Origin of the sequence: Streptomyces sp. NBC_00490 (assembly GCF_036013645.1) — a bacterium.
Taxonomy (GTDB): Bacteria; Actinomycetota; Actinomycetes; order Streptomycetales; family Streptomycetaceae; genus Streptomyces; species Streptomyces canus_F.
Window position 1 is genome coordinate 3,137,366 of the sequence record NZ_CP107869.1, and the last position, 24,531, is coordinate 3,161,896.

Annotated in this window: 27 protein-coding genes; 9 read left to right on the forward strand and 18 right to left on the reverse strand. The window is 70.8% G+C overall.

Going from position 1 to position 24,531, the window contains the following annotated elements; all coding sequences use genetic code 11:
* Position 1: 1 nt before the first annotated feature.
* From OG381_RS14145 to OG381_RS14155, 3 genes are all read right to left on the reverse strand, one after another.
* Positions 2-184 carry a hypothetical protein gene (locus OG381_RS14145; protein ID WP_327716460.1) on the reverse strand — a complete coding sequence of 61 codons (183 nt, stop codon included), beginning with the start codon at positions 182-184 and terminating at the stop codon, positions 2-4.
* 156 nt (positions 185-340) lie between these two features.
* Positions 341-1,030 carry a DUF899 domain-containing protein gene (locus tag OG381_RS14150; protein WP_327716461.1) on the reverse strand — a complete coding sequence of 230 codons (690 nt, stop codon included), beginning with the start codon at positions 1,028-1,030 and terminating at the stop codon, positions 341-343.
* 78 nt (positions 1,031-1,108) lie between these two features.
* On the reverse strand, positions 1,109-2,455 hold the full coding sequence (locus tag OG381_RS14155; RefSeq protein ID WP_327716462.1) for an amidohydrolase: 1,347 nt from the start codon (positions 2,453-2,455) through the stop codon (positions 1,109-1,111).
* Positions 2,456-2,580: 125 nt separating this feature from the next.
* Here OG381_RS14155 and OG381_RS14160 point away from each other — a divergent pair, with 125 nt between their 5' ends.
* A complete protein-coding gene (locus OG381_RS14160; protein ID WP_327716463.1) occupies positions 2,581-3,483 on the forward strand; it encodes an endonuclease/exonuclease/phosphatase family protein in 903 nt (300 codons plus the stop codon).
* A 110-nt stretch (positions 3,484-3,593) separates the two neighbouring features.
* Here the strand turns inward: OG381_RS14160 and OG381_RS14165 are convergent, their stop codons facing one another.
* From OG381_RS14165 to OG381_RS14175, 3 genes are all read right to left on the reverse strand, one after another.
* The gene (locus tag OG381_RS14165; RefSeq protein WP_327716464.1) at positions 3,594-5,474 is read right to left on the reverse strand and encodes an FUSC family protein; all 1,881 of its coding nucleotides are present in this window, start codon (positions 5,472-5,474) and stop codon (positions 3,594-3,596) included.
* 581 nt (positions 5,475-6,055) lie between these two features.
* Positions 6,056-6,787 carry a DUF7873 family protein gene (locus OG381_RS14170; RefSeq protein WP_327716465.1) on the reverse strand — a complete coding sequence of 244 codons (732 nt, stop codon included), beginning with the start codon at positions 6,785-6,787 and terminating at the stop codon, positions 6,056-6,058.
* A 75-nt stretch (positions 6,788-6,862) separates the two neighbouring features.
* Positions 6,863-7,666: a nucleotidyltransferase domain-containing protein gene (locus OG381_RS14175; protein ID WP_327716466.1), complete on the reverse strand. Its 804-nt coding sequence runs from the start codon at positions 7,664-7,666 to the stop codon at positions 6,863-6,865.
* Positions 7,667-7,786: 120 nt separating this feature from the next.
* Here OG381_RS14175 and OG381_RS14180 point away from each other — a divergent pair, with 120 nt between their 5' ends.
* Both OG381_RS14180 and OG381_RS14185 read left to right on the forward strand, forming a co-directional pair.
* Positions 7,787-8,398, forward strand: coding sequence for a hypothetical protein (locus OG381_RS14180; RefSeq protein WP_327716467.1), 612 nt, complete (start codon positions 7,787-7,789; stop codon positions 8,396-8,398).
* Positions 8,399-8,475: 77 nt separating this feature from the next.
* Positions 8,476-9,156, forward strand: a complete 681-nt coding sequence (locus OG381_RS14185) for a hypothetical protein (RefSeq protein ID WP_327716468.1) — start codon at positions 8,476-8,478, stop codon at positions 9,154-9,156.
* Between the two features lie 13 nt (positions 9,157-9,169).
* On the opposite strand, the gene OG381_RS14190 is transcribed toward OG381_RS14185, so the two are convergent.
* Positions 9,170-9,553 carry a hypothetical protein gene (locus tag OG381_RS14190; RefSeq protein ID WP_327716469.1) on the reverse strand — a complete coding sequence of 128 codons (384 nt, stop codon included), beginning with the start codon at positions 9,551-9,553 and terminating at the stop codon, positions 9,170-9,172.
* Between the two features lie 618 nt (positions 9,554-10,171).
* On the opposite strand from OG381_RS14190, the gene OG381_RS14195 reads away from it, so the two are divergent.
* Positions 10,172-10,570 (forward strand): RidA family protein, encoded by a 399-nt coding sequence (locus OG381_RS14195; protein WP_327716470.1) that lies wholly within the window; start codon positions 10,172-10,174, stop codon positions 10,568-10,570.
* A gap of 72 nt (positions 10,571-10,642) precedes the next feature.
* The gene (locus OG381_RS14200) at positions 10,643-11,101 is read left to right on the forward strand and encodes a GNAT family N-acetyltransferase (RefSeq protein WP_327716471.1); all 459 of its coding nucleotides are present in this window, start codon (positions 10,643-10,645) and stop codon (positions 11,099-11,101) included.
* Positions 11,102-11,262: 161 nt separating this feature from the next.
* Here OG381_RS14200 and OG381_RS14205 read toward each other — a convergent pair whose 3' ends face one another.
* Together OG381_RS14205 and OG381_RS14210 are read right to left on the reverse strand one after the other, a co-directional pair.
* Positions 11,263-11,982, reverse strand: a complete 720-nt coding sequence (locus OG381_RS14205; RefSeq protein ID WP_327716472.1) for an aspartate/glutamate racemase family protein — start codon at positions 11,980-11,982, stop codon at positions 11,263-11,265.
* Positions 11,983-11,987: 5 nt separating this feature from the next.
* Positions 11,988-13,448, reverse strand: a complete 1,461-nt coding sequence (locus tag OG381_RS14210; RefSeq protein ID WP_327716473.1) for an NCS1 family nucleobase:cation symporter-1 — start codon at positions 13,446-13,448, stop codon at positions 11,988-11,990.
* Positions 13,449-13,606: 158 nt separating this feature from the next.
* Here OG381_RS14210 and OG381_RS14215 point away from each other — a divergent pair, with 158 nt between their 5' ends.
* The gene (locus tag OG381_RS14215) at positions 13,607-14,275 is read left to right on the forward strand and encodes a GntR family transcriptional regulator (RefSeq protein ID WP_327716474.1); all 669 of its coding nucleotides are present in this window, start codon (positions 13,607-13,609) and stop codon (positions 14,273-14,275) included.
* A gap of 20 nt (positions 14,276-14,295) precedes the next feature.
* On the opposite strand, the gene pip is transcribed toward OG381_RS14215, so the two are convergent.
* Together pip and OG381_RS14225 are read right to left on the reverse strand one after the other, a co-directional pair.
* Positions 14,296-15,267, reverse strand: coding sequence for a prolyl aminopeptidase (pip, locus tag OG381_RS14220; RefSeq protein ID WP_327716475.1), 972 nt, complete (start codon positions 15,265-15,267; stop codon positions 14,296-14,298).
* Positions 15,268-15,304: 37 nt separating this feature from the next.
* A complete protein-coding gene (locus OG381_RS14225; RefSeq protein ID WP_327716476.1) occupies positions 15,305-15,982 on the reverse strand; it encodes a uracil-DNA glycosylase in 678 nt (225 codons plus the stop codon).
* Positions 15,983-16,108: 126 nt separating this feature from the next.
* On the opposite strand from OG381_RS14225, the gene OG381_RS14230 reads away from it, so the two are divergent.
* On the forward strand, positions 16,109-16,732 hold the full coding sequence (locus OG381_RS14230; RefSeq protein ID WP_443061893.1) for an RNA-binding S4 domain-containing protein: 624 nt from the start codon (positions 16,109-16,111) through the stop codon (positions 16,730-16,732).
* Positions 16,733-16,855: 123 nt separating this feature from the next.
* Here the strand turns inward: OG381_RS14230 and OG381_RS14235 are convergent, their stop codons facing one another.
* The 3 genes from OG381_RS14235 to OG381_RS14245 all read right to left on the reverse strand — a co-directional run bounded on the left by OG381_RS14235 (position 16,856) and on the right by OG381_RS14245 (position 19,163).
* The gene (locus OG381_RS14235) at positions 16,856-17,326 is read right to left on the reverse strand and encodes a DoxX family protein (RefSeq protein ID WP_327716477.1); all 471 of its coding nucleotides are present in this window, start codon (positions 17,324-17,326) and stop codon (positions 16,856-16,858) included.
* A 96-nt stretch (positions 17,327-17,422) separates the two neighbouring features.
* Positions 17,423-18,103 (reverse strand): class I SAM-dependent methyltransferase, encoded by a 681-nt coding sequence (locus OG381_RS14240; RefSeq protein ID WP_327716478.1) that lies wholly within the window; start codon positions 18,101-18,103, stop codon positions 17,423-17,425.
* Positions 18,104-18,251: 148 nt separating this feature from the next.
* Positions 18,252-19,163, reverse strand: coding sequence for an acyltransferase domain-containing protein (locus OG381_RS14245; protein ID WP_327716479.1), 912 nt, complete (start codon positions 19,161-19,163; stop codon positions 18,252-18,254).
* Positions 19,164-19,239: 76 nt separating this feature from the next.
* On the opposite strand from OG381_RS14245, the gene OG381_RS14250 reads away from it, so the two are divergent.
* Positions 19,240-19,512 carry a DUF6343 family protein gene (locus OG381_RS14250; RefSeq protein ID WP_307032129.1) on the forward strand — a complete coding sequence of 91 codons (273 nt, stop codon included), beginning with the start codon at positions 19,240-19,242 and terminating at the stop codon, positions 19,510-19,512.
* Positions 19,513-19,519: 7 nt separating this feature from the next.
* Here OG381_RS14250 and OG381_RS14255 read toward each other — a convergent pair whose 3' ends face one another.
* The 4 genes from OG381_RS14255 to rpsA form a co-directional block, all read right to left on the reverse strand.
* Positions 19,520-19,900, reverse strand: a complete 381-nt coding sequence (locus tag OG381_RS14255; RefSeq protein ID WP_046263552.1) for a tetratricopeptide repeat protein — start codon at positions 19,898-19,900, stop codon at positions 19,520-19,522.
* 50 nt (positions 19,901-19,950) lie between these two features.
* Positions 19,951-20,580 (reverse strand): dephospho-CoA kinase, encoded by a 630-nt coding sequence (coaE, locus tag OG381_RS14260; protein WP_327716480.1) that lies wholly within the window; start codon positions 20,578-20,580, stop codon positions 19,951-19,953.
* A 45-nt stretch (positions 20,581-20,625) separates the two neighbouring features.
* Positions 20,626-21,564 carry a PAC2 family protein gene (locus OG381_RS14265; protein ID WP_327716481.1) on the reverse strand — a complete coding sequence of 313 codons (939 nt, stop codon included), beginning with the start codon at positions 21,562-21,564 and terminating at the stop codon, positions 20,626-20,628.
* A gap of 237 nt (positions 21,565-21,801) precedes the next feature.
* Positions 21,802-23,310: a 30S ribosomal protein S1 gene (rpsA, locus tag OG381_RS14270; RefSeq protein ID WP_327716482.1), complete on the reverse strand. Its 1,509-nt coding sequence runs from the start codon at positions 23,308-23,310 to the stop codon at positions 21,802-21,804.
* 320 nt (positions 23,311-23,630) lie between these two features.
* Here rpsA and OG381_RS14275 point away from each other — a divergent pair, with 320 nt between their 5' ends.
* Positions 23,631-24,518: a class I SAM-dependent methyltransferase gene (locus OG381_RS14275; RefSeq protein WP_327716483.1), complete on the forward strand. Its 888-nt coding sequence runs from the start codon at positions 23,631-23,633 to the stop codon at positions 24,516-24,518.
* The last annotated feature ends 13 nt before the right edge of the window (positions 24,519-24,531 follow it).

Here is a 24,531-nt window from a genome sequence, read left to right on the forward strand (position 1 = left end):
CTCACGCCACGACGGCGGCCTCGGCGCCCCGCACGATCACCAGGAACGCGTCCGTCGCGAGGTCCATCACGACCTCGGCGGCCAGTCCTTCAAGTCGTCGCGCGTGCGCGAATTCCTCCGCCGGCCACGAGCCTCGCGGCCCACCTGCGGGAAAGCGTTCGAGCACGGTCCGCCCGTTCACCATCCTGCACCTCCGATAGAGCGTCGTTCCTTTCAGGAGTTAACGCTCTGGAGGGCCTGAACGGCTCGGTGAGTTGCGGTACTGAGACGTAGCTGACACGGATTCAGCGCGCAGCGTGAGAATTCGGTTACCGAACGGTCACTTCCCTTACCGTTCGTGTCATTCCTCGTACTCATCGTGATAGCGAACGCGCTCGCTCCCCGCAGGCGCCCCCAGCGCCGACGCGCGCCCCTTCGGCTCCTCCCACTCCTCCTGCCGGCCCAGCGCGGTCAGGTCGAGGAGGCTGGTGGTGGAGCCGAGTCCATCGAGACCTCGTTCGTACGTCGAGTAGGTGTGGAAGACCCGGTCGCGGTCCCGCAGGAAGCAGCTGATGCCCGGCCGCTCGAAGGGCTCCCCCTCGTGTTCCAGGGTCACCTCGAAGTCGTGGTTGAAGTCGCCGCCGAACGACGAGTACCAGGGCACGGTCCATCCCATCCGCGCCTTGAACGGCAGGATCCTGGTGTACGGCGCCCGGGACACGGCCGCGAAGGTCGTCCCGCGTGCCTTCAGATGCGCGAGATGCCCGATCTGGTCCAGGAACGCCGAACAGCTGCGGCAGCCCGCGTCCCATTCGGGCGCGAACATGAAGTGGTAGACGACGAGCTGGTCCCGGCCCTCGAACAGGTCGAGCAGCGTGGCCTTCCCGTCCCCGCCCTCGAAGACGTACTCCGTGTCGATCTCCACCATCGGCAGCCCGCGCCGCTCGGCGTTGAGCGCGTCACGCGCGCGCGTGGCCGCCTTCTCCTTGACCAGCAATTCCCTGCGCGCCGCGCGCCACTGCTCACGCGAGACGACCTCCGGAAGCGACATGGCTCCTCCTGGTACAACGGTCCGTTCCCAGTGCTGACCGGAGGCGGAGGCGGAACTCATCGCCGTACCGGAAGTTTTTTACGTGTCGTAGTCCTGGATGCGCTTTCCGTGGCCGCGGTCGAGGAGGGCGGGCATCCGCTCCCCCAACTCCCGGACGACGTCGGTCACATCGAGGGTCAGCAGTTCGCGGTCGCGCATCAGGATGCGGCCGTCGACGATCGTCGTGCGGACATCGGAGGAGCGGGCGCTGTGCACGAGGGTGGCGGCGAGGTCGTGCACGGGCTGGGTGTGCGGTCCAGTGAGGTCGACGAGGACGATGTCGGCGCGGCGGCCGGGGGCGAGGGTGCCGAGGGTGTCGCCGAGTCCGACCGCGCGGGCGCTCTGGAGCGTGGCGTGGTGCAGGGCCTGGCGGGAGGTCAGCCACCGCGGGTCGCCGGTCGTGGACTTCTGGACGAGGGCGGTGAGCGCCATCGACTCCCATACATCCAGGGAGTTGTTGGAGGCGGCTCCGTCCGTGGCGAGTCCGACGGGGATACCGAGGTCGCGCAGGGCGCGTACGGGTGTGGTGGTGGGCCAGGCGAACTTGAGGTAGCCGCGGGGTGCGGTGGCGACGGCGACACGGCCTGAGGCACCGGCGAGAACGGGCAGGTCGCGGTCGAGGATGCCGGTGCCGTGGGCGATCAGGACGTCGGCGTCGAGAATGCCGGTGCGTGCCAGGACCTCGACGGGGGTGACACCGTGGCGTTCGAGGCTGGTCTCCGCCTGGTCGCGGTTCTCGGAGGCGTGGAGGTGGACGGGCAGTCCGTGCTCGCGGGCGAGGTCTGCGGTGGCGGCGAGGTCGTCGTCGGTGACGGTGTAGGGGGCGTGCGGGGCGAGGGCGGTGGTGATGCGGCCACCGGCGCCGCCTCGGTGCCGTAGCGCGAACTCCAGTGACTTCTCCCGCCCTTGGGGACCCTGGGAGGAGAAGTAGGCCTCGCCGAGATGGGCGCGCATCCCGCACTCCTCGACGACGGAGGCGACGGTGTCCATCGAGAAGTAGTGGTCGGCGAAGCAGGTGACACCGGCGCGGATCATCTCGGCGCAGGCGAGCCGCGCGCCCAACTCGACGTCCCTCGCGGTGAGGTTGGACTCGATCGGCCAGACGACGTCGTTGAACCACTCCTCCGTGGGCAGGTCCTCGGCGACACCGCGCAGGGCGACCATCGGGGCGTGGGTGTGGCAGTTGACGAGTCCGGGGAGCGCGACCTGCCCACGGGCATCGAGGTGTTCGACGGCGGGCGGGCTCTCGGGGGACGTCGTGACGGACTCGATGACTCCGTCTCGTACGACGATCGTGGCGTTCTCCTCGAACCCGACGCGCTCCTGATCGTCGTGCACGAGAACGGTGCATCCGGTGATGACGAGGTCGGCGGGAGAGTCGGTCATCACGCCAACGTACGACGGGGTCCTCGCGCCGCGTGAGCCGAACCGCGCATCCTGTCCCGACTCTGTCGTGAGGTCGGCCGGACGAGCACCCTGGCCTCACCACGGCATCTGGAAGGGGGTCCGGCATGCTCATCGGCACCTGGAACCTGGAGAACCTGTACCGGCCCGGCGGCCCGTTCGGCCCCAGGGACAAGGCGGCGTACGAGACGAAACTGGCCGCTCTGGCCGAGGTGATCACGGAGCTGGATCCGACGCTGCTGGGCGTGCAGGAGGTAGGGGAGCCGGAGGCGCTGCGGGACCTGGTCGGCATGCTGGGCGGCGACTGGCACACCGCGCTCTCCCGGCACGCGGACAGCCGGGGCATCCGGGTCGGCTTCCTCAGTCGCACGCCGTTCGAGGTGCTGCACGACACGAAGCGGTTCCCGGTGAAGCTGCGCCCGGTGCAGGGCGACGACAAGGGGCTCGAGGTGGCGGAGGCGGGCCGTGGCTTCCTGGCGGTGGAGGCGGCCGTGGAGGGCGGACCGCTGCGGGCGGCGGTCTGCCATCTCAAGTCGAAGCTGCTGTCGTATCCGGGCGGCCGGTTCCAGCCGCGCGACGAGGGCGAGCGGGCCCGGTTCGGTGCGTACGCGCTGTACCGGCGGGCGGCGGAGGCGGCGTCCCTGCGGGCGCTGGCCGACGAACTGCTGGACGGTGACGGCCGCGAGCGGGACGTGGTCGTGCTGGGCGACCTCAACGACGAGGTCCAGGCGGCGACCACGCAGATCCTGCTCGGCCCGCCCGGCTCCGAGCTCGGCACCCCCGCGTTCGACCGGCCCGACGGGGGCGATGCGGTACGGCTGTGGAACGTGGCTCCGAAGATCCCGGCCGAGCAGCGGTATTCCCGGGTCAACTCCGGGCGGCGGGAGTTGATCGACCACCTGTTGCTGAGTCGTCGGCTGGTCGGCCGGGTGACGGAGGCGGGGACGGGGTCGTTGCGGCGGGGGGTGGCGGGGTCGGATCACGCTCCGGTGTGGGCACGGGTGGGGTGACACGGGTGCGCATGGCCGTTGTGGGGCGGATTCGACGTTGGCGGGTGCGGGTCCGCCGTGGCTGGTCGCGCAGTTCCCCGTGCCCCTTGAGGGCGTCGCCCTGCCCGGCGTTATACGGCCAGGGGCAGCTCAGGCAGTCGTAGCCCGACCCGTTCGCGGTCCTCGGCCAGTTCGCCCAGCAATTCGGTGAGGCGTTCGGTGTGGCGGGGTGTGAGGCGGCCCGAGTCGTCGAGGTGGACGGCGCAGGCGGTGGTCGTGTCGACGAGGCGTTCGAGGGTGGTGACGATGTGGTCCGCGCCTTCCGAGTGCCGGGCGAGGGCGGGGAGTTCGGCGGCGGCGAGGGCGATGGCGGTACGGGCCTCGGCGAGCGTGCGGTAGGCCTCTCGGCGGAGGGTCCAGCGCACGGCGCGGGGGTCGGAGTCGCCTCGCAGGTCGGTGTGGGCCTCGCGCAGCACGTGGTCGAGGTACGCCTGGGCCGCGCGGCTCGCCGCCGTGAGCCGGGCGCGCACCGTCCCGCCGCGCTGTCCCGGCATCGGGAGGTGGCCGACAAGGAGGACGATCGCGCAGGCCAGCAGGGTCTCGCCGATCCGCCCCGCGGAGGCCTGCGGTTCGCCGCCGACCATGACCAGGGCCAGGACGAGGACGGTGACGACGGCGGTCTGGGCGGCGAAGTGCCGGGTGGCGACCGGGATGAGGGCCCCACTTAGGGCGACGAGCGCGATGAGCCCCTCCGGCCTGGGCAGCACCGCGGCGAACCCGGCGAAGACGAGCGCGCCGAGCACGGTCCCCGCGGCCCTGCACAGCACCCTGGACGCGAGCGGTCCGAGGTCGGGCTTGACGAGGAAGACCGCGGTGGCGGGCAGCCAGTACCAGTGCTCGTGCTGCCCGTACCAGCGGGCGTGGTGCAGGGCCTGCGCGACGGCCGCGCTGGCCCCGAAGCAGAGGGCGACCCGCAGCCCGTACTCGCGCCCACCGGCCCCGAAGACGGCCCGCAGCAGGTCCTTTCCGGTACGTCGGCGGGTGTGCGGGTCGCTCCCCTCGGCCTGGTCGAAGGCCTCGGCGGCGCGCAGCAGGGCGTCGTCGAGGGCCCGCAGGGCGGGTGCGGAACGGGTGGGCGCGGGCAGCGGCCCGGTGTGCGTGTTCTCCCGTACGGCGGTGGCGAGCCGTCGGGGTCCCGCGGCCGCCCGTCCGGAGCCGGCCTCTCCCGCCCAGGCGAGCGCGGTCGCGGCCTCGGCGAGCGGGAGGGCGGCGGTGTACTGCGCGTGCAGCCGCCGCTCGGCGGAGGAGCTGGCGTAGCGGCGCAGCCGCGGTCCGGCGAAGGCGTCCTGCGCGTGGTCGAGAGCGGCGGTGAGCGCGACGCGCCGGGTGGTGGCGTGCGGGGTGCCGACGGCGTCGAGCAGCTCCGCGACGGCGTCGTAGACCGCCGCCACGGCCTCCCGCTCGCCGTCGAACCGGAAGTCCCCGGCGAGGGAACCGGGCGTCGGCAGCGCGAGCCGCAGCCCAAGCAGCCAGCCGGCCCCCACGAGGTAGGCGAGGGCGCGCTGCCACCCCTCGTCCGGCAGCGGCATCCCGGCGCCGATGGCGCACGCGACGAGCAACTGCGTACCGGCCCCGGAGGCGACGGGCCCGATGGCGCTCACCCCGCCCGCGACGAGCCCGACGCCGGTGAGGAGCAGGCTGAGCGTCACGGCCCCGAGGTGATCACCGGCGTACGTCCCGGCGAGCAGCCCGACCGCTCCGGCCAGGGCCGGCATGCCGAGGCGCTTGACGGAGGTCCGTCGGCTGCCGGGGCGGTCGTTGATGCCGGCGAGCATGGCGGCGATGGCCGCGACGACACCGAGCGAGGTACGGCCGGCGAGCACGGCGGCGAGGAGGAGCGGCCCGGCGGACAGCGCGCCGCGCGTGACGGCACTCCATGGGACGGGGCCGCGCTGGGCGCGCAGGGTGTGGTCGAGCCAGGGCGGAAGGGATCGCGGGGTGGCGCGGGACACAGGGCTCCTGTCGGCTGGTCGAGGGCGGGGCTGCCTTCGGGCGACGGTGGCCGGGCTGTCGGTGTCCACGGTAGATCGCGTTTTTGGAGAGGATGGGGCCGTCGTATTTCGGGGATGTGACGGTTGGCCGCAGAGGCGGGTTCTTTATGAACACAACTCGCGGCGGATCGCTGGGCGCGCGACGGAAAGGGAGCGGGCCCGAGGGCGTAGCCTGCCCCCGGGCCCTGTGAATGCCGTCCATTTGGCACACCGGCACACTTGAGAACCCAGATCAGTCGTCATGTCGTCGCGTCCTGCCTTTGGACCACCGCACATCGAGCTGTGCGGACTGGACTTGAACCAGCATCTCGACGCCCTGGGTCTGGGCCCGGTCGATCCGGCGATCGACGGCGAATACTGAATCTGGAGCAAGAGTCTGAGATTGATCGCGGTCTGCCTCTGCCAGTTGGGCTACCGCGGCGCGTGATGATGCCGCGGGGAGGACTCGAACCTCCACTGGAACCGCGCAGTCACGACAAGCTTCAGTTTCAGCTTGCGCTCCTCGCGCACCCCGGCCTCAAAGGACCGGGGATTCTCTGAGATTACCCGAAGAGGTAACCGAACACTGCGTCCCCGACGCGCTGGTCGACGACATCCACGCCGTTCGCCTCTTCCCGGGCGAATTTCACGGCCTGCTGCAACTTCTCGACCCGGTCGAGGAGTTCATTGACGCGCCGCGCCGGAAGGGCACCGGAGAACTTCACGGTGGTCCAGTATCCGATCGGGATGTCCTCGTAATAGACCTCGACCTGAGCGGGATGCTTCTCGGTCGCCTCGGCCTTCACATGGTTGCGGGGCACCTTCTTCGTACGGAGGGTCCGCACCGGCTCGGTCTTCCAGGAGTCGGTGGACGGGTCCTGCACCCACCCCTCGGAGGCGTCGAGCACGGGCAGCTTCCGCACGAACGTGTTGAGATCGACGAGCTGCTTCTCCAGGAACAGCAGATACGACACCGGCACATCGGCGACGAGCACCCGCCCGTCCACCTTCACATCCGCCCGCGCGTCGCAGTTGGCCCAGTCCTTGGTGGCGGTCACATCGAACAGCCGCGTCAGCGTCGCCGCGGTGTCCCGCAGCACGTCCTCGGCCTTCACCTGCACCCGGGTCGACTCGGGCGGCAACTGCTCGCCCTCCTCGTCCTTCGGCTGGTACGTACGCGAGATACCGGCCAGCAACGCGGGCTTCTGCAGCCCATGGTGAGCTGCCGTCAGGTCCTGGTGCGCCTTGGACTTGACGCCTTTCTCGACTGCGATGATCTGATTGAGTTTCGCCACGTCGGGGACGCTAGCAGCGACAACGGCCCCATTTCGAAGGGTTATTCACAAGCGGAGGCAGGCAAAAACCCGCGCCTAGGCATCCGCGCGCTGTTGCCCACCCGCCTGCTCGAAGAGCGCCTGTGCGCGATCGGCCGCCCGGTGCAGCGCGGCCGGGTCCTCCCCCGTGGACAGTGAGGCGATGACACCGTCCACTCCCCGCAACCCCGCCCGCTCCAACAACCGTTTCTCATTGGTCACCCACTCCCCCCGCGCCGCCAGCACCCCGTGCGCCGCCTGCATGGCGGCCGTGGCGATGGCACCGGCGAGTTCGGTGACGCGGCCGGACGGGGCGTGGGCGGACTTGGCGTAGGCGAGGGTGGCCCGGGCGGTGCCGTGCCAGCGTTCGGGGGCGGAGGCCCGCAGCTTCTCGGGATACGCGGCGGGCTTCGGCAGTTCGCCGCGCAGCACCTGGTTGACGGCCAGCTCCGCCACCACCAGGTAACTGGGAATCCCCGCGAGATGGAACATCAGCGGCTCCACCCGGAAGCGTCCCGCCTGCGCCTCCGCCAACTCGTGCTCCACGACGTCGAGATCGCGGTAGTGCACATCGACCCGGCGCCCGTCGATGGTCAGCCACGCGCCTCCGTTGAAGACGCCCCCACCCCAGCCGCCGACGTCCGACACCTCGCCCTCCCAGCCGAGGGCGCGCAGGTCGGCGGGGTCGAAGGGGCCTCGGTAGTAGACGGCGAGGTCCCAGTCGCTGTCCGGCCGGTGCGTGCCCTGGGCTCGCGAGCCGCCGAGCGCCACGGCGTGGACGGTGGGGAGGGCGGCGAGACGGTCGGCGGTGGCGTCGAGGAAGACGGGGTCGGGGAGGACCGGGTCGGGGAGAGTGGGCATGGGCTGCAGCGTAGGCGGGCGGGTGACGTGGCTCCACGCAATTGCGCGCCCTCACATCGACGGCCGAAGTCGTCGTCCCCCACGGCGACTTGCCCTACTGTGGGTACGGGGAGAGTGATCATGGGATTCAGGCAGCGCAAGCGGCGTCGGCCCAGCGGTCCGACGCAGATCACGGCCAGGCTGGCGATCCCGTTCGTCGGCGACATCACCGGCACATGGGAACCGGCCGACGTGGAGCGCAGCGCGGCCTGGGAGTTGTACCTGGAGCTCGTCACGCGCGTGTCGGTCGAGGAGCTCGACGCCGAGGGAGGCTTCCTGCGGGAGGCGCTCTCGTCCCTCTACACCTTCTTCGACACCACCCGCGAGATCCTGCGCCGCTACGGCCCCGAGGTCGCGCCTCCAGTGGCGCCCGGGCACGTCAGCTTCGGCGTCCTCGCCGTCACGGTCCTCAACCGCGTGCTGCGGCCTTTGCTCTCGTCGTGGCATCCGCGCCTCACGGCGTACGAGTCCCGGCGCCCGGAAGGAGTGGATCCGGTGGCCTGGGAACAGCAGTGGGACCACGCGGACGCGCTGCGCGCACGGATCACCGAGGTGCGCGTGACCCTCGCCTCGCTGGCGGAGAACCTGCGGGAGGTGGCGGACGTCAGCGATCTGATCAACCTTCCGGCGCCGCGCTCGCCGGAAAGCACGGCTCCCGCCGGCCGGGTGAGCCCGGAGGGCTCCCAGAGCTGAAGCGGGCCTCGCCCGATTGTCAGTGGCACGCGTTATCAATGAACTCGTCACTCAGTGTAATGACGGGGGATTTCACGATGACGCACGACAAGGCATGCCCACCGCGCGACACCCACCTCTCCGCGGCCGGTCTGCGCGCCCGCGGCTGGACCGCCAGGATGGTGCGACAGCTGCTCGGCGAACCCGATCTGCTCCGCGCCAACCCGTATGTGCGAACGGCTCCGCAGACCCGCCTCTACCGCGTCGAGCGGGTCGAAGCGGTGGAGGCGAGCGAGGAGTTCAGGGCGGTGGCGGCGGCATCCGTCCGTCGGTCCGTCGCGGCGAAGGCCGCCGCGCGGCGCAGGCGGCGGGAGGTGCTGGCGCGTATCGCCACGGAGCCCGTCGACGTCCCGCGGCTGTCTCCCGACCGGCTGTCTGCGGCGGCCGTCGCGCATCGCCGTCGACGGGACGAGGAAAGAGCGCACCGGCCACGAGTGCACGGGCGTCGGGACCGTGCTCCCGGTCCCGCCACGATCGGGAGCGCCGCACCGGAAGCGCCCGCCCGGTTGAAGGTCGACTATCTGCGTCACCAGCTGCCACGCCACGCGGAACTGCTCGACGAGTTGCTCGTCGGACCGCGTGGACGCGCCGCCCGCGCGGCTGCGGAGGAGCTGCTGCGACGCAGGGTCTACGCCGCCATCGCCGAGGCCTACCCGGACCTTGCGCAGGAGTGCGAACGGCAGCTGCGCGAAGGGGAGTTCGGTCCGCTACGGACGTGACCTGCCGCATCCGTCACGCCTCCCACAGATCGCGATGCCGGTGACGGGTCGGCGGGTGGTCCAGATCCTCGGCCCACAGCGGCAGCGCACCCGCGGGAGCCGCACGCAGATGCCGTCGGGCGGAGGTGCGGAAGACCTGGAGGGCGGCTCTGGCCCGGCGCTCGTAGGGGCTGTACCGACGTTCGTTCACGGCGCGGGAGTACGTGTACGAGGTGAAGCTCCGCCTGGCGAGCCTCGGCACGGGGCGGCGCCCCTCGCGCTCGGCGCGGGCCAACTCCGCTTCGGGATAGCGGAGTTCGGTGAGGGCGTGGCCCGTCCAGGGGCCCGGCAGACCGAGTGGCCAAGGGGCGGGCAGGGTGCGGTGGCGGCTGGGGACGTGGTGGACGGTGCGTGACATGGCAGACCTTCCGCGGCCCACCGGAGTCTCCGGTGGGGTGCTAGAAGTCCGCCGCCGTGAAACGTCCCAGGTGTTTGTCGCGCATAGCGGGAGGCTGACAGTCGCGGGCCGTGCTGTCGAGTGGTTATCCACAGGCGGCATCCGTCGCGGGCGATTGTCGGTGGGGTGCGCTTCAATGAGATGTGTCGTCACGGAGAGTTACTGATGGCGCGAAGGGGCCGCGCCGTGCCATGGGGGAGGTAGCGATGGTGAGGGATCGCGGGGAGTACGAGGAGGACGGGCGGCGGTATGTCTCGCTCGCCGGTCTGCGGACGCGGGGATGGACGGCCGGGGGCTTGGTGCACCGGCTGCTCGGGCCGCCTCACCGGCTGAGCGTCGATCCGCGTGTCCGGGCTTCGATCCCGGTACGTCTGTACCGGCTGGAGCGGGTCGAGGCGGCCGAGCAGAGCCATGAGTTCCGCTCCCGGGCGGCGAGAAGAGCGGAGCCGGACCGGTCGAAGGCACTCGCGGGCGTCTCGGCGAGGGGAGGATCCCGCGCCGGGAAAATCGGATGCGGCTCTGGAACAGGGCTTGGATGATCGCGAAGTTGACCGCCCTTCGCCCACCACGGGAGCCCTCGTGATCCGTCGCGTCACCGTCCCCGCCCTGTTCCCTCCGCCCACCTACTCCCACGCCTCCGTCGTGGAGGCCGGCACGAAGCTCGCGTTTCTCGCCGGTTCCGTGCCGCTCGACGCAGAGGGCAGGATCGTCGGCGAGGGGGATCCGGTGCGGCAGGCCGAGCAGGTGATGGCGAACCTCCAGGAGCAACTGCGGGCGGTCGGGAGCGACTTGGGGCACGTCCTGCACACCGACGTGTACGTCGCGAGCGGTGAGACGTCGGTGCTCTCCGCCGTCTGGGAGGTCGTGGAGGCGTCCGGCCTCAGCACCGGCCCGCACTCGTCGACGCTGCTCGGGGTGGCCTGCCTCGGGTACTCGGGACAGCTGGTGGAGATCACGGCGACGGCCGTCGTTCCCTAGTCGCGCGACGCGAGTCGCTCGGCGCGGAAATGCGGTGCGGTGACGGTCGGCGCCCTGGCAAGATCCCGTCGGGTGACCTCATACGACTCCACGATCACCCTGCGGCGGGCGACCGCCCCCGACGCCGCGGCGGCAGCCGACGTCTGGCTCCGCTCCTTCGCCGCCGCGCTGCCGACCGTCGTCCGGCCCCGGTCCGACGAGGACGTGCGGGACTACTTCCGGGAGGTCGTCGTGCCGCTGCGGGAGACCTGGGTGGCGGACGCGGACGGGATCGTGGGAGTGATGGTGCTGGACGGCGAGCTCCTGTCCCAGCTCTATATCGCCCCCGACTGGCGTGGGCGCGGCATCGGCGACCGGTTCGTCGAGCTGGCCAAGGAGCGCAGTCCGCAAGGCCTGCACCTGTGGACCTTCCAGGTCAACAAGCCCGCCCACCGCTTCTACGAACGGCACGGCTTCGTCGCCGTCGAGCACACGGACGGCAGCGGGAACGAGGAGCGGGAGCCGGACGTCCGGTACGACTGGCAGCCGTAGGGCAGGAGCGGCTTCGGCCGCCGGCGGTGTGGGCCGACTCCTGTGCGTACGACGGCCGTCACCGGCCCGCCGGTGGGCCGCGCTTCCCCGACCGGACACAGCACCGGACAGGCCAGGACGCTCTCAGGGTGACCCGGGTGGAGGCCGCCTCGCCGCCCGTGTCACTCCGCTCCCCGCCCCCAGACCCGCCCCTTGGGCAGCGGCCTCGCATAACTTCCCGCCTTGCTGGTCCGCAGCCCCAGGGCCACCAGCGACTCCGCCAGCTTCACCGCCGCGCCCACCCCGTCGACCACCGGCAGCCCGAGCTTCTCCCCCACCACCCGTTGGAGCCCCGTCATCCCGGCGCAGCCCAGCACCAGCACCTCGGCACCGGCCCGACGGGCCCGTTCCGCGCCGGCGAGGAACGCCGCCTCCGTACGCGCGGCGTCCCCGAGGTCCAGCACGTTCAGTCCCGTGCCGATCACGGCGGCGCAGTTGCGGCCCACGCCCGCCAGTTCCAGGCTGTCCTCGATCTGGCCGCAGGAGCGTTCCAGCGTGGTGACGACCCCGTACCGGCGGCCGAGGAGGCAGGCCAGATGGGCCGCCGCCTCGGTGATGTCCACCACCGGGACGTCCACCAGCTCCCGGACGCCTTCGCGCCCGTGCTCGCCGAAGCCGGCCATGACGACGGCGTCGTACGCGGGACCCTCGTATGTCCGCAGGAGGTCGATCACCGCGGCCGCCGAGAGGTAGCTGTCGAGCCAGCCCTCGGCCGACTCGGGCCCCCACTCCGGCGTCAGCCCGGTCACGGCGGTGCCCGGGCCTGCCGCGGCCCGGGCACCTCGTACGATCTCCTCGGTCATCTCCTGCGTGGTGTTGCAGTTGGTGACGACGATCCGCACTCCGCTCAGACCCCCGCCGCCTCGGGAGCAGTCCGCTCGCTGCGGCACAGGAGCGCGTACAGTCCCGCAGCCAGCGCGGTGCCGATGAACCAGGAGTACGGCGCCACATCGCTGAACGTCTTCACCAGCGCGAGCACCGCCGCGACCCCCGCCGCCGGAAGGAACGCCCACAGGGCCTTGGGGTTGACGCCCTTGCGGTAGTAGTAGCGGGAGCCGGGCGTGGCGTCGAACAGTTCGTTCACGTCCACGCGGCCCTTCTTGACCCAGTAGTAGTCGAGCATGATCACGCCGAACAGCGGGCCGAGGAAGGCGCCGAGTCCGCCGAGGAAGTAGTTGACGACGGTCGGGTTGGAGAAGAGGTTCCAGGGGGTCACGAGCAGCGCCGCCACCGTGCTGATCATGCCGCCGACCCTGAAGGTGATCTTCTGCGGCCAGACGTTGGCGAGGTCGTACGCCGGGGAGACGAAGTTGGCGACGATGTTGACGCCCATGGTGGCGATGGCGAAGGTCAGCGCGCCGAGGACCATGACCCAGGTGTTGCCGACCTTGGCCACCAGCTCCGCCGGGTCGGTGATGGCCTCGCCCCACACCTCCAGCGAGCCGGCGGTGACGATGACGGAAACCACCACGAAGGCCGTGGAGTTGATGGGCAGGCCCCAGAAGTTGCCACGCCGCACCGTGCGATAGTCCGGCGCGAAGCGCGAGAAGTCGCAGAAGTTGAGCATCAGCGTGCCGTAGGTGGCGAGGATCAGGCCGATCGCGCCGAACCACTGCCGCCACTGCTCACCGACCGGGACCGGGTGCGGGGTCGAGGTGAGCGAGATGGTCCAGCCGGCCTTGGACAGGACCCAGATCGCCAGCGCGATCATCACCAGCCAGATCGCCGGTCCGCAGAAGTCCTGGAACTTGCGCACCGACTCCATGCCCTGGCTGATGATCAGCGCCTGGACGAGCCACAGGGAGAGGAACGAGACCCAGCCGAGCGCGTCCAGGCCGAGGAAGGAGCTGTGCGTCCAGGACTCCAGGCCCGGCCAGGCGGCCAGCAGCATCACGTTGACCGCGACGGAGGCCAGGTAGGTCTGGATGCCGTACCACATGATGGCGATGACGGCCCTGATCAGCGCCGGGATGTTCGCGCCCCACACGCCGAAGCTGATGCGGCTGACGACGGGGAAGGGCACGCCGTGGCGCTGGCCGATCTTCCCCATCCAGTTCATGCCGATGTAGATGATCACGAAGCCGACGAGCAGGGAGGTGAAGACCTGCCACACGTTCATGCCGAGGACGAGCAGGCCCGCCGCGAACGTGTAGTTGCCCAGGTTGTGGACGTCGGACATCCACATGGCGAAGAGGTCGAAGACCTTCCAGTTCCGCTTGCCCGCGGGCGCGAGGTCTTCGTTGGTGAGCCGGGGGTCGGGGACGAACGCTGGCGCGCCGGTGGCTTCGGCGTGGTCGGCGAGGGACACGGGGGCCTCCAGGGACGGGGAGGAAGGAGGGCGGCGGTAGCCTGGCACCAGCTTTGGTATACCAAACTGCGGTCATAGTCCTCCCGTCAAGCGTTCCGACCGATGTCGCGTTCGTTAACGCTCCGTAAAACACCTCCGGAGTCGGCGAAGATTGCTCCATGAGCTCCACGACGAAGATCGAACCCCTGGGCGCCGTCCGTGAGCGTGTCCTGGCCACACTGCGGCAGGAGATCATCGCGGGCCATCTGCGGCCGGGCGACAGACTGGTCGAGCGGGAGCTGGCAGAGCGCTTCGGAGTCTCCCGGGTGCCGGTCCGCGAGGCGATCCGGGCACTGGTGACCGAGGGCTTCGTCCACTTCGAGACCCCCCGCCGCACCGTCGTACGCCGGCTGACCCCGAAGGACGTCAAGGAACTCTTCGAGCTGCGTGAGGCGTTGGAGGTGTACGCAGCCGCCCTGGCCGCGGCCCGCGCGACCCCGCAGGATCTGGCCGAGGTCGAGCAGCTCCTCGACCAGGCGGCCACCGCGACCGAGGCGGGCGACGCGGAGACGATCACGGACATCAACAGCCGGCTGCACGACCGGATCGTGTCCATGGCCGGGAACAGCCTGCTGACACAGGCCCTCGAACCGGTCGCGGGCAGGCTGCGCTGGATGACCCGACGGAACGAGGAGTGGCCCCAACTCCTCGTCGAACACCGGGAGTTGTACGAGGCCATCGCGTCCGGCGACCCGGAGCGGGCCCGCGCGCATGCGCTCGCGCACGTACGGACCAACTACGAGTCGACGGTCCGCCAACTGTTCGGCGAGGACGCCGAACTCGCCTAGCCGGACTCACCTCACCGAGTTCACCCGGCCGAACTCTCCCCCCGACCGGCGTACTTGTCCGTCGCCGCCACCATCGCCTCGGCCACCCCGGGCGCCCCGGCGTTGTGCCCGACCTCGTCGATCACCACCAACTCACTGCCCGGCCAGGCGTGATGGAGCCGCCAGACGATCCCGGCCAGGTTTCCGAAGTCGAGGCTGCCCTGCACGAGCGTGCCCGGGATGCCCTTCAGCAGAGGCGCGTCGCGCAGTACCGCCTCGTCCGCGCCCAGGAAGTGGCCGTTGCCCCAGTAGTGGGTGACCGTGCGGGTGAAACCCATCCGGAACTCCGGGTTCTCGAAGCGCTCGACCGACCTCGGCGGCGCCGGAATGGTCGCCGTCTCCCAGTCGGTCCAGGCCCGCGCCGCCCGCGCCCGCACCTCGGGATCGGGCGACTCGACGAGCCGGTTGTAGGCGGCGGCGAGGTTCCCGGACCGTTCGAGGAGGGGCACCTCGCCGACGAACCGCTCGAAGGCCGCCGGAAAGATCTGCCCGAGTCCCCTGGTCAGCAGGGCGACTTCGGCGTCCGACCCGGTCGCGACCCCCGTCAGCACCAGCTCGCTCACGGCCGCCGGATGCGTCTGCGCGTACCGCAGCCCCAGCACCGAACCGAACGACACGCCCCACACCAGCCACCGCTCGATCCCGAGGTGCTGCCGCAGCAGCTCCAGGTCGGCGATGAGGTGCGGCATCGTATTGACGCTCATGTCGGTGTCGTACGCGCTCGCGGGCGGCGTCGAACGCCCGGCGCCCCGCTGGTCGAGCAGCACGATCCGGTACGCGTCCGGGTCGAAGAGCCGCCGGAAGTACGGTCCGCTGCCGGATCCCGGCCCGCCGTGCAGCACCACCGCGGGCTTGCCCCGCGGGTTCCCGCAGGTCTCCCAGTAGACGCGGTTGCCGTCACCGACGTCGAGCATGCCGTGGTCGTACGGTTCGATGTCCGGGTAGAGAGGCATCCGGCGACCCTAACCCGCGTGCGGCGGACCGGTCCCCTCAAGTGAGACCTGCCGCCGAACGCAGTACCTCCCGCAGCATCTCCGGGGTCAGCCGGCCGGTGAAGGTGTTGCGCTGGCTGACGTGGAAGCACCCGAAGAGGTCGATCCCGTCGAGCGGCACCCGCACCCCGTGCCCGAACACGGGCCGCGGGCGGGGCACGTCCCACCCCGCCTCCGTCAGCGCGGGCAGCGTGGCCTGCCAGCCGAAACCGCCGAGCACGACCACGGACCGCAGGGTCGGCCGCAGCAGCCTCAGCTCCTGGACCAGCCAGGGGCGACAGGTGTCCCGCTCCCCCGGCGTGGGCTTGTTGGCGGGCGGGGCGCAGTGGACGGGCGAGGTGACGCGGACACCGCGCAGTTCCAGGCCGTCGTCCGCGCTGACCGCGGTGGGTTGGGAGGCGAGGCCGAGGTCGTACAGCGCCTGGTACAGCACGTCTCCGGAGCGGTCGCCGGTGAACATACGGCCGGTGCGGTTGCCGCCGTGCGCGGCCGGCGCGAGGCCGACGATCAGCAGGCGGGCGTCGGGCGGTCCGAAGCCGGGCACGGCACGGCCCCAGTACGTCTGGTCGGCGAAGGCCGCCCGCTTGGTACGGGCCACCTCCTCGCGCCAGTCGACCAGCCGGGGACAGGCACGGCAGTCCGCGATGCGCCGGTCGAGCTCAGCGAGAGGGTCCACGCCTCAACCGTACGACGGTGTCCAGGCCGCCCCGCGTGCGAGCAGCGGCCGCACGAGCCGCTCGGGAAGCGGGCTCCCCGTGGAAATCCCGTCGGGTCTGCTGTGCGCGGCGACTATCGTCGGGGCATGGCTGCTGAACGTGCTGATGACGGTGTGGGTGAGGCTGCGGACACGAACCGCCGGGCTCGGACCACCGTGCCGGGGACGGAGTCCGAGGCGCCCGGGCGCCTTGCCCCCGGCGCGGAGGGCTCCTCCGCCGAAGGCGACGGCGACGGCGCGGCCGGCGGAGACGCGAAGGCGGCCGTGGCCGTCGATCCGAAGGTCGCCGCAGCGGTGGCCGCCGCCGAGGCCGCCGGGCCGCAGAACGGCGAGACCGTCCGCGTCGACAGCTGGATCTGGTCCGTACGCCTGGTCAAGACCCGTTCTGCCGGAGCCACCGCCTGCAAGGGCGGCCACGTACGGGTCAACGGCGACCGGGTCAAGCCCGCCCACTCCCTCCGTGTCGGCGACGAGGTACGCCTGGTCCACGAGGGCCGCGAGCGGATCGTGATCGTCAAGCGCCTCATCCGCAAGCGGGTCGGCGCCCCGGTCGCCGTCCAGTGCTACGTCGACAACAGCCCCCCGCCCCCGCCCCGCGAGGCCGTCGCCCCCGCCGGCATCCGCGACCGCGGGGCGGGCCGCCCCACCAAACGGGACCGGCGCGAGATGGAACGCCTGCGAGGAGCCGGCGGACGCCCCGGAGGCCAGTGACCACACCCCACCGACGCACACGGCGGTGGCGTCCGGGACAAGCCATCGAGGCTCTCCGGACGCCACCGCCCTGTGCGTCGGTGCTGATACCCGACCTCACCGTGCGTCGTCGCATAGCGGGGGTCAGGCGCGCCGGCGTACCAGTTCCAGCAGCCGCGCGTTCTGGTCCCGCCGGGCCCAGGCGATGAGGGCGAGCGGCACGATCAGGATGAGCGGGGTCGCGGCGTTCTCCCCGTCGAAGACGGAGACCTGGACGACGAACGCGCCCACCATGAGGGCGCTCAGCGCCATCGCGGACACCGACTGCAGCACCGGGATCAACAGGGCGACGGCACCGGCCAGTTCGAGCGCGCCGATGGTGTACATCCCGGCGTCGCCCCAGCCCATCTCGGCGAAGCCCTCGGAGGCCGAGGGGTGGGCGATCAGCTTGGGCAGGGCGCTCGCGACGGCGTAGAAGAGGGCGAGCACCACCTGGAGGGTGCGCAGAGCGATCCGGGCGCGGCGTCCGCGCGGGGTCGCGGACTCGGCGACGACGGTGCCGGACTGAGCGGACGCGGTGGTGGTGGCGGTGACGGGGAGGGTGGTCTCGGACATCGGGGTCTCCTGTGGGAAGCGGTCCGTGCTGCTGTCAAAGAGGTAGACCGCGGCCCACTCCGAAACTCATCGCCGCCCGAGGGCCGATTTCGCGATCTAGTCCACCCGCACCGCCCTCACCCATGTCCCGTCCTCCGTCAGGTACTTGTCCACCGCGAGACCCGCCTCTCCCAGCGCCTCCTCGAACTGTTCCTTCGTCAGTGGACGTGCCAGGAACGTCTGGGTCCACACCGCGTCCGGGAACTCGTACTCCGCGCGCACCGAGTTCACCCCGTCCCCGACCGGTTCCGCCGACACCATCCGGACGGTGAAGCCGCTGGGATCGACCCGTTCGCGCGGCAGGTCGGTGTGGTAGTCCGCGCCCTCCCGCTGGATCAGCACGCACCCGCCCTCCCCGACATGCCGCGCGCAGGCGCGGAGCAATCCCTGCCGCACCTCGATGTCCCCGGCGTGCACCAGGAACGACGCGAGCATGACCACGTCGAACGTCTCGCCCAGGTCGAGCTCTTCGACCGGGCCGCATATCGTGCGGGCCCCGCGGACGCGCTCCAGCATCTGCGGCGACTCGTCCACCGCGGTCACCGTGAAGCCCCGCTCCAGGAGCGGATGGGTCATCCGTCCCACTCCGCAGCCCAGCTCCAGGATGTGCGCCCCCGCCGGCACGGCCGCGGCGATGATGTCCGGCTCGTCCCTCACCGGCAGCCGTGCGTACAGCTCCACCGCACAGCCGTCGGGAGTGATCGCACCGGGCCCGGTCCCCTCGTACCCCTCACGCATTCTCAGCTCCATGCCCGTCCAACGGCCCACCTCCGCACGCCCGTTCCCCCCTCGCACGGATTCACCCGTCCGAGCGACAGCAGCCCTCCATCGACAGCAGATCTCCGTCGACAGCGGACCTACCGGTTACCGGCCGCCCGGCCCTGCGTCACAACGGAAACCAGCCGTGCCCCATGTACCAGTGCCCACCCGCCCGCAGGTGGTCCCCCACGGCCCGCTCCAGCGACGTGCGCCGCGGGAGCCCCGCCACCGCCAGCTCCGGGTCCCCGAACACGAACTGGACCGGTTCCGTGTCGGCAGGCTCGCCGCCCCGGCGGGCGATCCGGAACCGTTCCTGGAACCGGACGATGTTGGAGTCGGCGCTCAGATAGCGCTTCAACTGCGGGTCGAGCAGCCAGGAATGGCACATCGCCGCCCGATACGGCGCCTCGGGATGGTGCAGGGCGAAGAACTCCCGGGCGAGCGCCACGGACCGGTCGCAGGCCGCCGGGGTCAGCGGACCGAGGAACTCGGGGATGTGGATGTCCAGGCAGGGCGTGCCCGGAGCCCCGTCGAACCCGGCCCGCGTGAGCACCGACGCGGCGCCCGTCCAGAGGTTCGTCCGCTGGAACTGCAACCGCCCCAGCTGGTACAGCTCGCCGCGGAAATGGAGCGTGAGCCACTGCGGGGACTGCACCCCTGCCCTGCCGTGCCGTCGGCGGTGGACGACCATGTTCCGCCCGAGGTCGGCGAGGGTGCGCCGGGAGACGTCCGCGGGGATGCCGAGTGCGCGGTGGTACGCGCGCGTGTGCGGAAGCGCCGCGACGCACACGTACGCGGCGAAGAAGCGGCGCAGCGCCGCCGGCGCCTCGGCGACCCGTTCGCCCAGCTGGACTCCGTCGCCGTACTCGACGATCTTCCCGATGTCGCGGACCAGTTCCTCGGTGCACTCCGCCAGGAGCCGCAGCGCCCCGGAGTCCGCCGTCAGCGTCCGGCGCGACGCGATCAGTTCATTGATGTCCTGGTGGGGTACCGCGAGGTCCAGAAGCACCTCGGCCAGCTCGTCGGTATCCGGAAGCACATGGTCCTCCCCCTGCTCGGAGCCTTTGGTGAACGTCGCACCGAAGAGTACGTTTCAAGAAGGAGTGGTGATCCCGATGCGTACGGGCAGTGAGCCGACGACCGCGCGCAGTGCGCTGCGCACGCGCTTCTGGCTGAGCGTGTGGGGGCTGGTCTGGGCGGTCTTCGGCACAGCGGCGTTCGCCCTCGCGGGACGTCCTGGCTGGGCCATCGCCTGTGGAGTGCTGTGGCTGGTGATCACCGTGGATCTGACGTTGATCGTCCGGCACATCCGCCAGGGCCCGCACTACCAGCCGGGCCCGGACATCCCGCCGTACCGGCCGCCGGAGAACCGGCGCCGGCGCCCGTAGGGCGGGCTCACGACTCGAACCGGGCCGCCTTCAGGTACTGCGGGTTCGGGTCGAGTGCGGCGGCCAGCCGGAAGTGGCGTTTGGCCTGGTCGGGGCGGGCCTGCCGCTCGTAGGTGCGGGCGAGCGCGAAGTGCGCGAACGCGTTGTCCGGCTCGCGCTCCAGCACGATCGTGAACTCCAGCTCCGCGGGACGCAGTTGCGCGGCCGCGAAGAAGGCACGCGCGCGCAGCAGGCGGGCGGCGGTGTTCTCGGGGTGCGCGGCGATGACCTGGTCGAGCAGTTTCACCGCGCCCTGCGGGTCCCGTGCGGCGAGCAGTTGCTCGGCGGCGCGGAAGTCGATGACATGCGTCTCCGGGGTACGTCCGGTCGAACCGCTGGTCTGGGGCACGGCAGAGTCCTTCCCTCACTGGAAGGGTTCAACGCCCGGACCGGGGCCCGCTATTCCTGGGGCTGCCGGGACGAGCCGTGCGAGGCGCGGGCTCTTCGTGCGAGATCGGCCCATACGTCCGTGACGCGTCGCCGCAGGTCGTCGAGGGGTACGTCGTTGTCGATGACGATGTCCGCGATCTCCAGGCGCTTCTCGCGTGTGGCCTGGGCGGCCATCCGCGCGCGTGCGTCCTCCTCGGTCATGCCGCGCAGCCGCACCAGCCGGTCGAGCTGGGTCCCGGGGCTCGCGTCGACGACGATCACGAGGTCGTACAGCGGGGCGAGGGCGTTCTCGGCGAGGAGCGGGACGTCGTGGATCACGACCGCGTCCGCGGCGGCTGCCGCCTCCAGCTCGCGGGAGCGGGCGCCGACCAGCGGGTGCACGATCGCGTTCAGTACGGCGAGCTGGTCGGGGTCGGCGAACACGATCGAGCCCAGCTTCGGCCGGTCCAGACCGCCGTCCTCGGCGAGCACGTCCCGGCCGAAGGCCTCGACGACGGCCGCCAGCCCGGGCGTGCCCGGCGCGACGACCTCGCGCGCGATTCGGTCCGCGTCGATCAGCACGCCCCCGTGCTCGACGAGCAGCCGCGACACCTCGCTCTTGCCGGCGCCGATCCCGCCGGTCAGGCCAACCTTCAGCATGACCGGAAGCTTAGGGCCTGCCGCTGACAGCGCGCCCGGCGGAGGTCAGTTGTCGCCTTCCCGCTCCGCCAGGAACTTCTCGAACTCCAGCCCGATCTCGTCCGCCGAGGGAATGTCGACCGGCTCGGCGAGCATGTTGCCCCGTGTCTCGGCGCCCGCCGCCGCGTCGTACTGGTGCTCGAGGCCCTGGACGAGCGCGACCAGGTCCTCGTCGCCCTCCTGGATCTGGCGGTCGATCTCGGTCTGGGTGCGGTGGGCGTCGGTGCGCAGGGCGTGTGCGATGCCCGGCAGGACGAGGCCGGTCCCCGCCGTGATGGCTTCCAGGACGGTCAGCGCCGCGTCCGGGTAGGGGGAGCGGGCGATGTAGTGCGGCACGTGCGCGGCGACGCCCAGGACGTCGTGGCCCGCCTCCATGAGGCGGTATTCGACGAGCGCCTCGGCACTGCCGGGGACCTGTGCCTCGTCGAAGGGGCTGCGGTGGCCCGGCACGAGGTCGTTGCGGTTGCCGTGCGGGGTGAGGCCGACGGGGCGGGTGTGCGGGACGCCCATCGGGATGCCGTGGAAGTTCACGGACAGGCGTACGCCGAGCCGCTCCACGATCTGCTGGACGGCCGCGGCGAAGCGTTCCCACTCCACGTCCGGCTCGGGTCCGGACAGCAGCAGGAAGGGCGCCCCGGTGGCGTCCTGGACGAGCCGCACGTCGATGGTGGGCTCCTCGTACTCCGTCCACCGGTCGCGCTTGAACGTCAGCAGCGGGCGGCGGGCGCGGTAGTCCACGAGCCGGTCGTGGTCGAACCGGGCGACGATCTGGTGGGGCAGCGTGTCCAGCAGCCGGTCGACGATCTGGTCGCCGGTCTCGCCCGCGTCGATGTATCCGTCGAAGTGGTAGAGCATGACCAGGCCGGCCGACTCCTGGGCGAGCGCCATGTCGACGACAGCCAGGCCCTTCGGCTCCCATGCGTACAAACCTTGCGGATCAAGCACAGTGACCGCTCCTCCTCGTGTTCGTACGTTGCAACGCCCCCTGGAGCAGGGGCATTCCCACGAGGACCTCTGATCAGCCGCCTCTTACGGGCTTTTCATGACAGGGCTGAGGACCACGCGCCCCGTAGGGGCGCGGAACTGCGCGACAAGCCCCCACCGGCCCGCAGCCAAAACACTGAAGGACCGCACCTCGTAAGGTGCGGCCCTTCAGTTCAAGAGCTAGTGCTCAGTGAGCGTTCAGCTCTGGCCACCGGCGAGCTTCTCGCGAAGCGCAGCGAGCGCCTCGTCCGACGCCAGCGCACCGGAGGTGTCCGCACCCTCGGAGGAGTACGAACCGCCACCGCCGCTGCCACCCGCGGCCGGAGCCGCGCCCGCGGCGTCGCCGCCCTCGGCCGCAGCAGCGGCGTCGGCCTCGCGGGACTTGATGACCTGCTGCTGGTGCTGCTCGAAGCGGGTCTGCGCCTCGGCGTACTGGGTCTCCCACACCTCACGCTGGGATTCGAAGCCCTCGAGCCAGTCGTTGGTCTCGGGGTCGAAGCCCTCGGGGTAGATGTAGTTGCCCTGGTCGTCGTACGACGCGGCCATGCCGTACAGCGTCGGGTCGAACTCGACCGAGGCCGGGTCACCACCGAAGGCCTCGTTGGCCTGCTTCAGCGAGAGGCTGATGCGACGACGCTCGAGGTCGATGTCGATGACCTTGACGAAGATCTCGTCGTTGACCTGGACGACCTGCTCCGGGATCTCCACGTGGCGCTCGGCCAGCTCGGAGATGTGGACCAGACCCTCGATGCCCTCGTCCACGCGGACGAACGCACCGAACGGAACCAGCTTCGTGACCTTGCCGGGCACGACCTGGCCGATCTGGTGGGTCCGGGCGAACTGCTGCCACGGGTCTTCCTGGGTCGCCTTCAGCGACAGGGAGACACGCTCGCGGTCCATGTCGACATCGAGGACCTCGACGGTGACTTCCTGGCCGACCTCGACAACCTCGGAGGGGTGGTCGATGTGCTTCCAGGACAGCTCGGAGACGTGAACCAGACCGTCGACGCCACCCAGGTCCACGAAGGCACCGAAGTTGACGATCGAGGAGACCACGCCGGAGCGGACCTGACCCTTCTGGAGGGTCGTGAGGAACGTCTGGCGGACCTCGGACTGGGTCTGCTCCAGCCAGGCACGGCGGGACAGGACCACGTTGTTGCGGTTCTTGTCCAGCTCGATGATCTTCGCCTCGAGCTCCTTGCCCACGTAGGGCTGGAGGTCGCGGACACGGCGCATCTCGACGAGGGAGGCCGGAAGGAAGCCACGGAGGCCGATGTCGAGGATGAGACCACCCTTGACGACCTCGATGACGGTACCGGTGACGATGCCGTCTTCTTCCTTGATCTTCTCGATCGTGCCCCAGGCACGCTCGTACTGAGCGCGCTTCTTGGACAGGATGAGGCGGCCTTCCTTGTCCTCCTTCTGGAGGACCAGGGCCTCGATCTCGTCGCCGACGGCGACGACCTCGTTCGGGTCGACGTCGTGCTTGATCGAGAGTTCGCGGCTCGGGATCACGCCTTCGGTCTTGTAACCGATGTCGAGCAGGACCTCGTCCCGGTCGACCTTCACGATGACGCCGTCGACGATGTCGCCGTCGTTGAAGTACTTGATCGTCTCGTCGATCGCGGCGAGGAATGCTTCCTCGTTACCGATGTCGTTGACCGCAACCTGCGGGGTGGTGGCGGTGGTCTCGGTGCTGCTCGTCATGTGGGAAAGGGCTCCGGTTACGGACAGAAAGTCGTAGGTACTGCTACGCCGGGAGCCCGTATCGCTCTGAAGAAGCCGGACAGCCAAGGAAGCACCACACCAGGCAAAATGCCGGTGGCGCCTCGAAAACCGAGGGGACATACAACAGATGCGAGCGCAGCCTGCTACGTCTGAGGTGCGCAGGCCCGCAGCGCAACTTGTAGCATACGGGGGCAGCCGGACAGGGTCAATGCGCGAAGGCGCACACCCGGGGCGGATCGCCGCATACCCGGCACAAGAACTGTCTCTGGAGGCCATCCGGGCCCCGAGACACCTCCTCCGTGACACCCCCGAGGGGACGGATTGGAGGGAAGAGTACGACGAGGGAGCCGATCATCCAAGAGCCCGTAGCGTCCGATTCCCACGTCACACCGGACTCCGAGTCCGAGGCCACCCGGCGTGACGCCGATGTCGCGGAGAGCTCCCGGGCCAACCGGGGCTGGTGGGACCGCAACGCGGACGAGTACCAGGTCGAGCACGGCACGTTCCTCGGCGACAACCGCTTCGTATGGGGTCCCGAGGGTCTGGACGAGGTGGAGGCCGAGCTGCTCGGCCCGCCCGAGGAGCTGAAGGGCAAGGACGTCCTGGAGATCGGCGCCGGCGCGGCCCAGTGCTCGCGCTGGCTGGCCGAGCAGGGGGCCCGCCCGGTCGCCCTGGACCTCTCCCACCGCCAGCTCCAGCACGCGCTGCGCATCGGCGGATCGTTTCCCCTCATCTGCGCGGACGCCGGTGCGCTGCCCTTCGCGGACGCCTCCTTCGACCTGGCGTGCTCGGCCTACGGGGCGATGCCGTTCGTGGCGGACCCGGTACTGGTCCTGTCGGAGGTGCGCCGGGTGCTGCGGCCGGGCGGGCGCTTCGTCTTCTCGGTCACCCACCCGATCCGCTGGGCGTTCCCGGACGAGCCCGGCCCGGAGGGGCTGACCGTCTCCGCCTCGTACTTCGACCGGACGCCGTACGTCGAGCAGGCCGAGGACGGCAGCGCGGTGTACGTCGAGCACCACAGGACCATCGGCGACCGCGTCCGGGACGTCGTCGCCGCGGGTTTCCGCCTGGTGGACCTGGTCGAGCCGGAGTGGCCGTCCTGGAACACCTCGGAGTGGGGCGGCTGGTCGCCGCTGCGCGGGAACCTGATCCCGGGGTCGGCGATCTTCGTGTGCGAGCGGGACTGACCGCCACGCACAC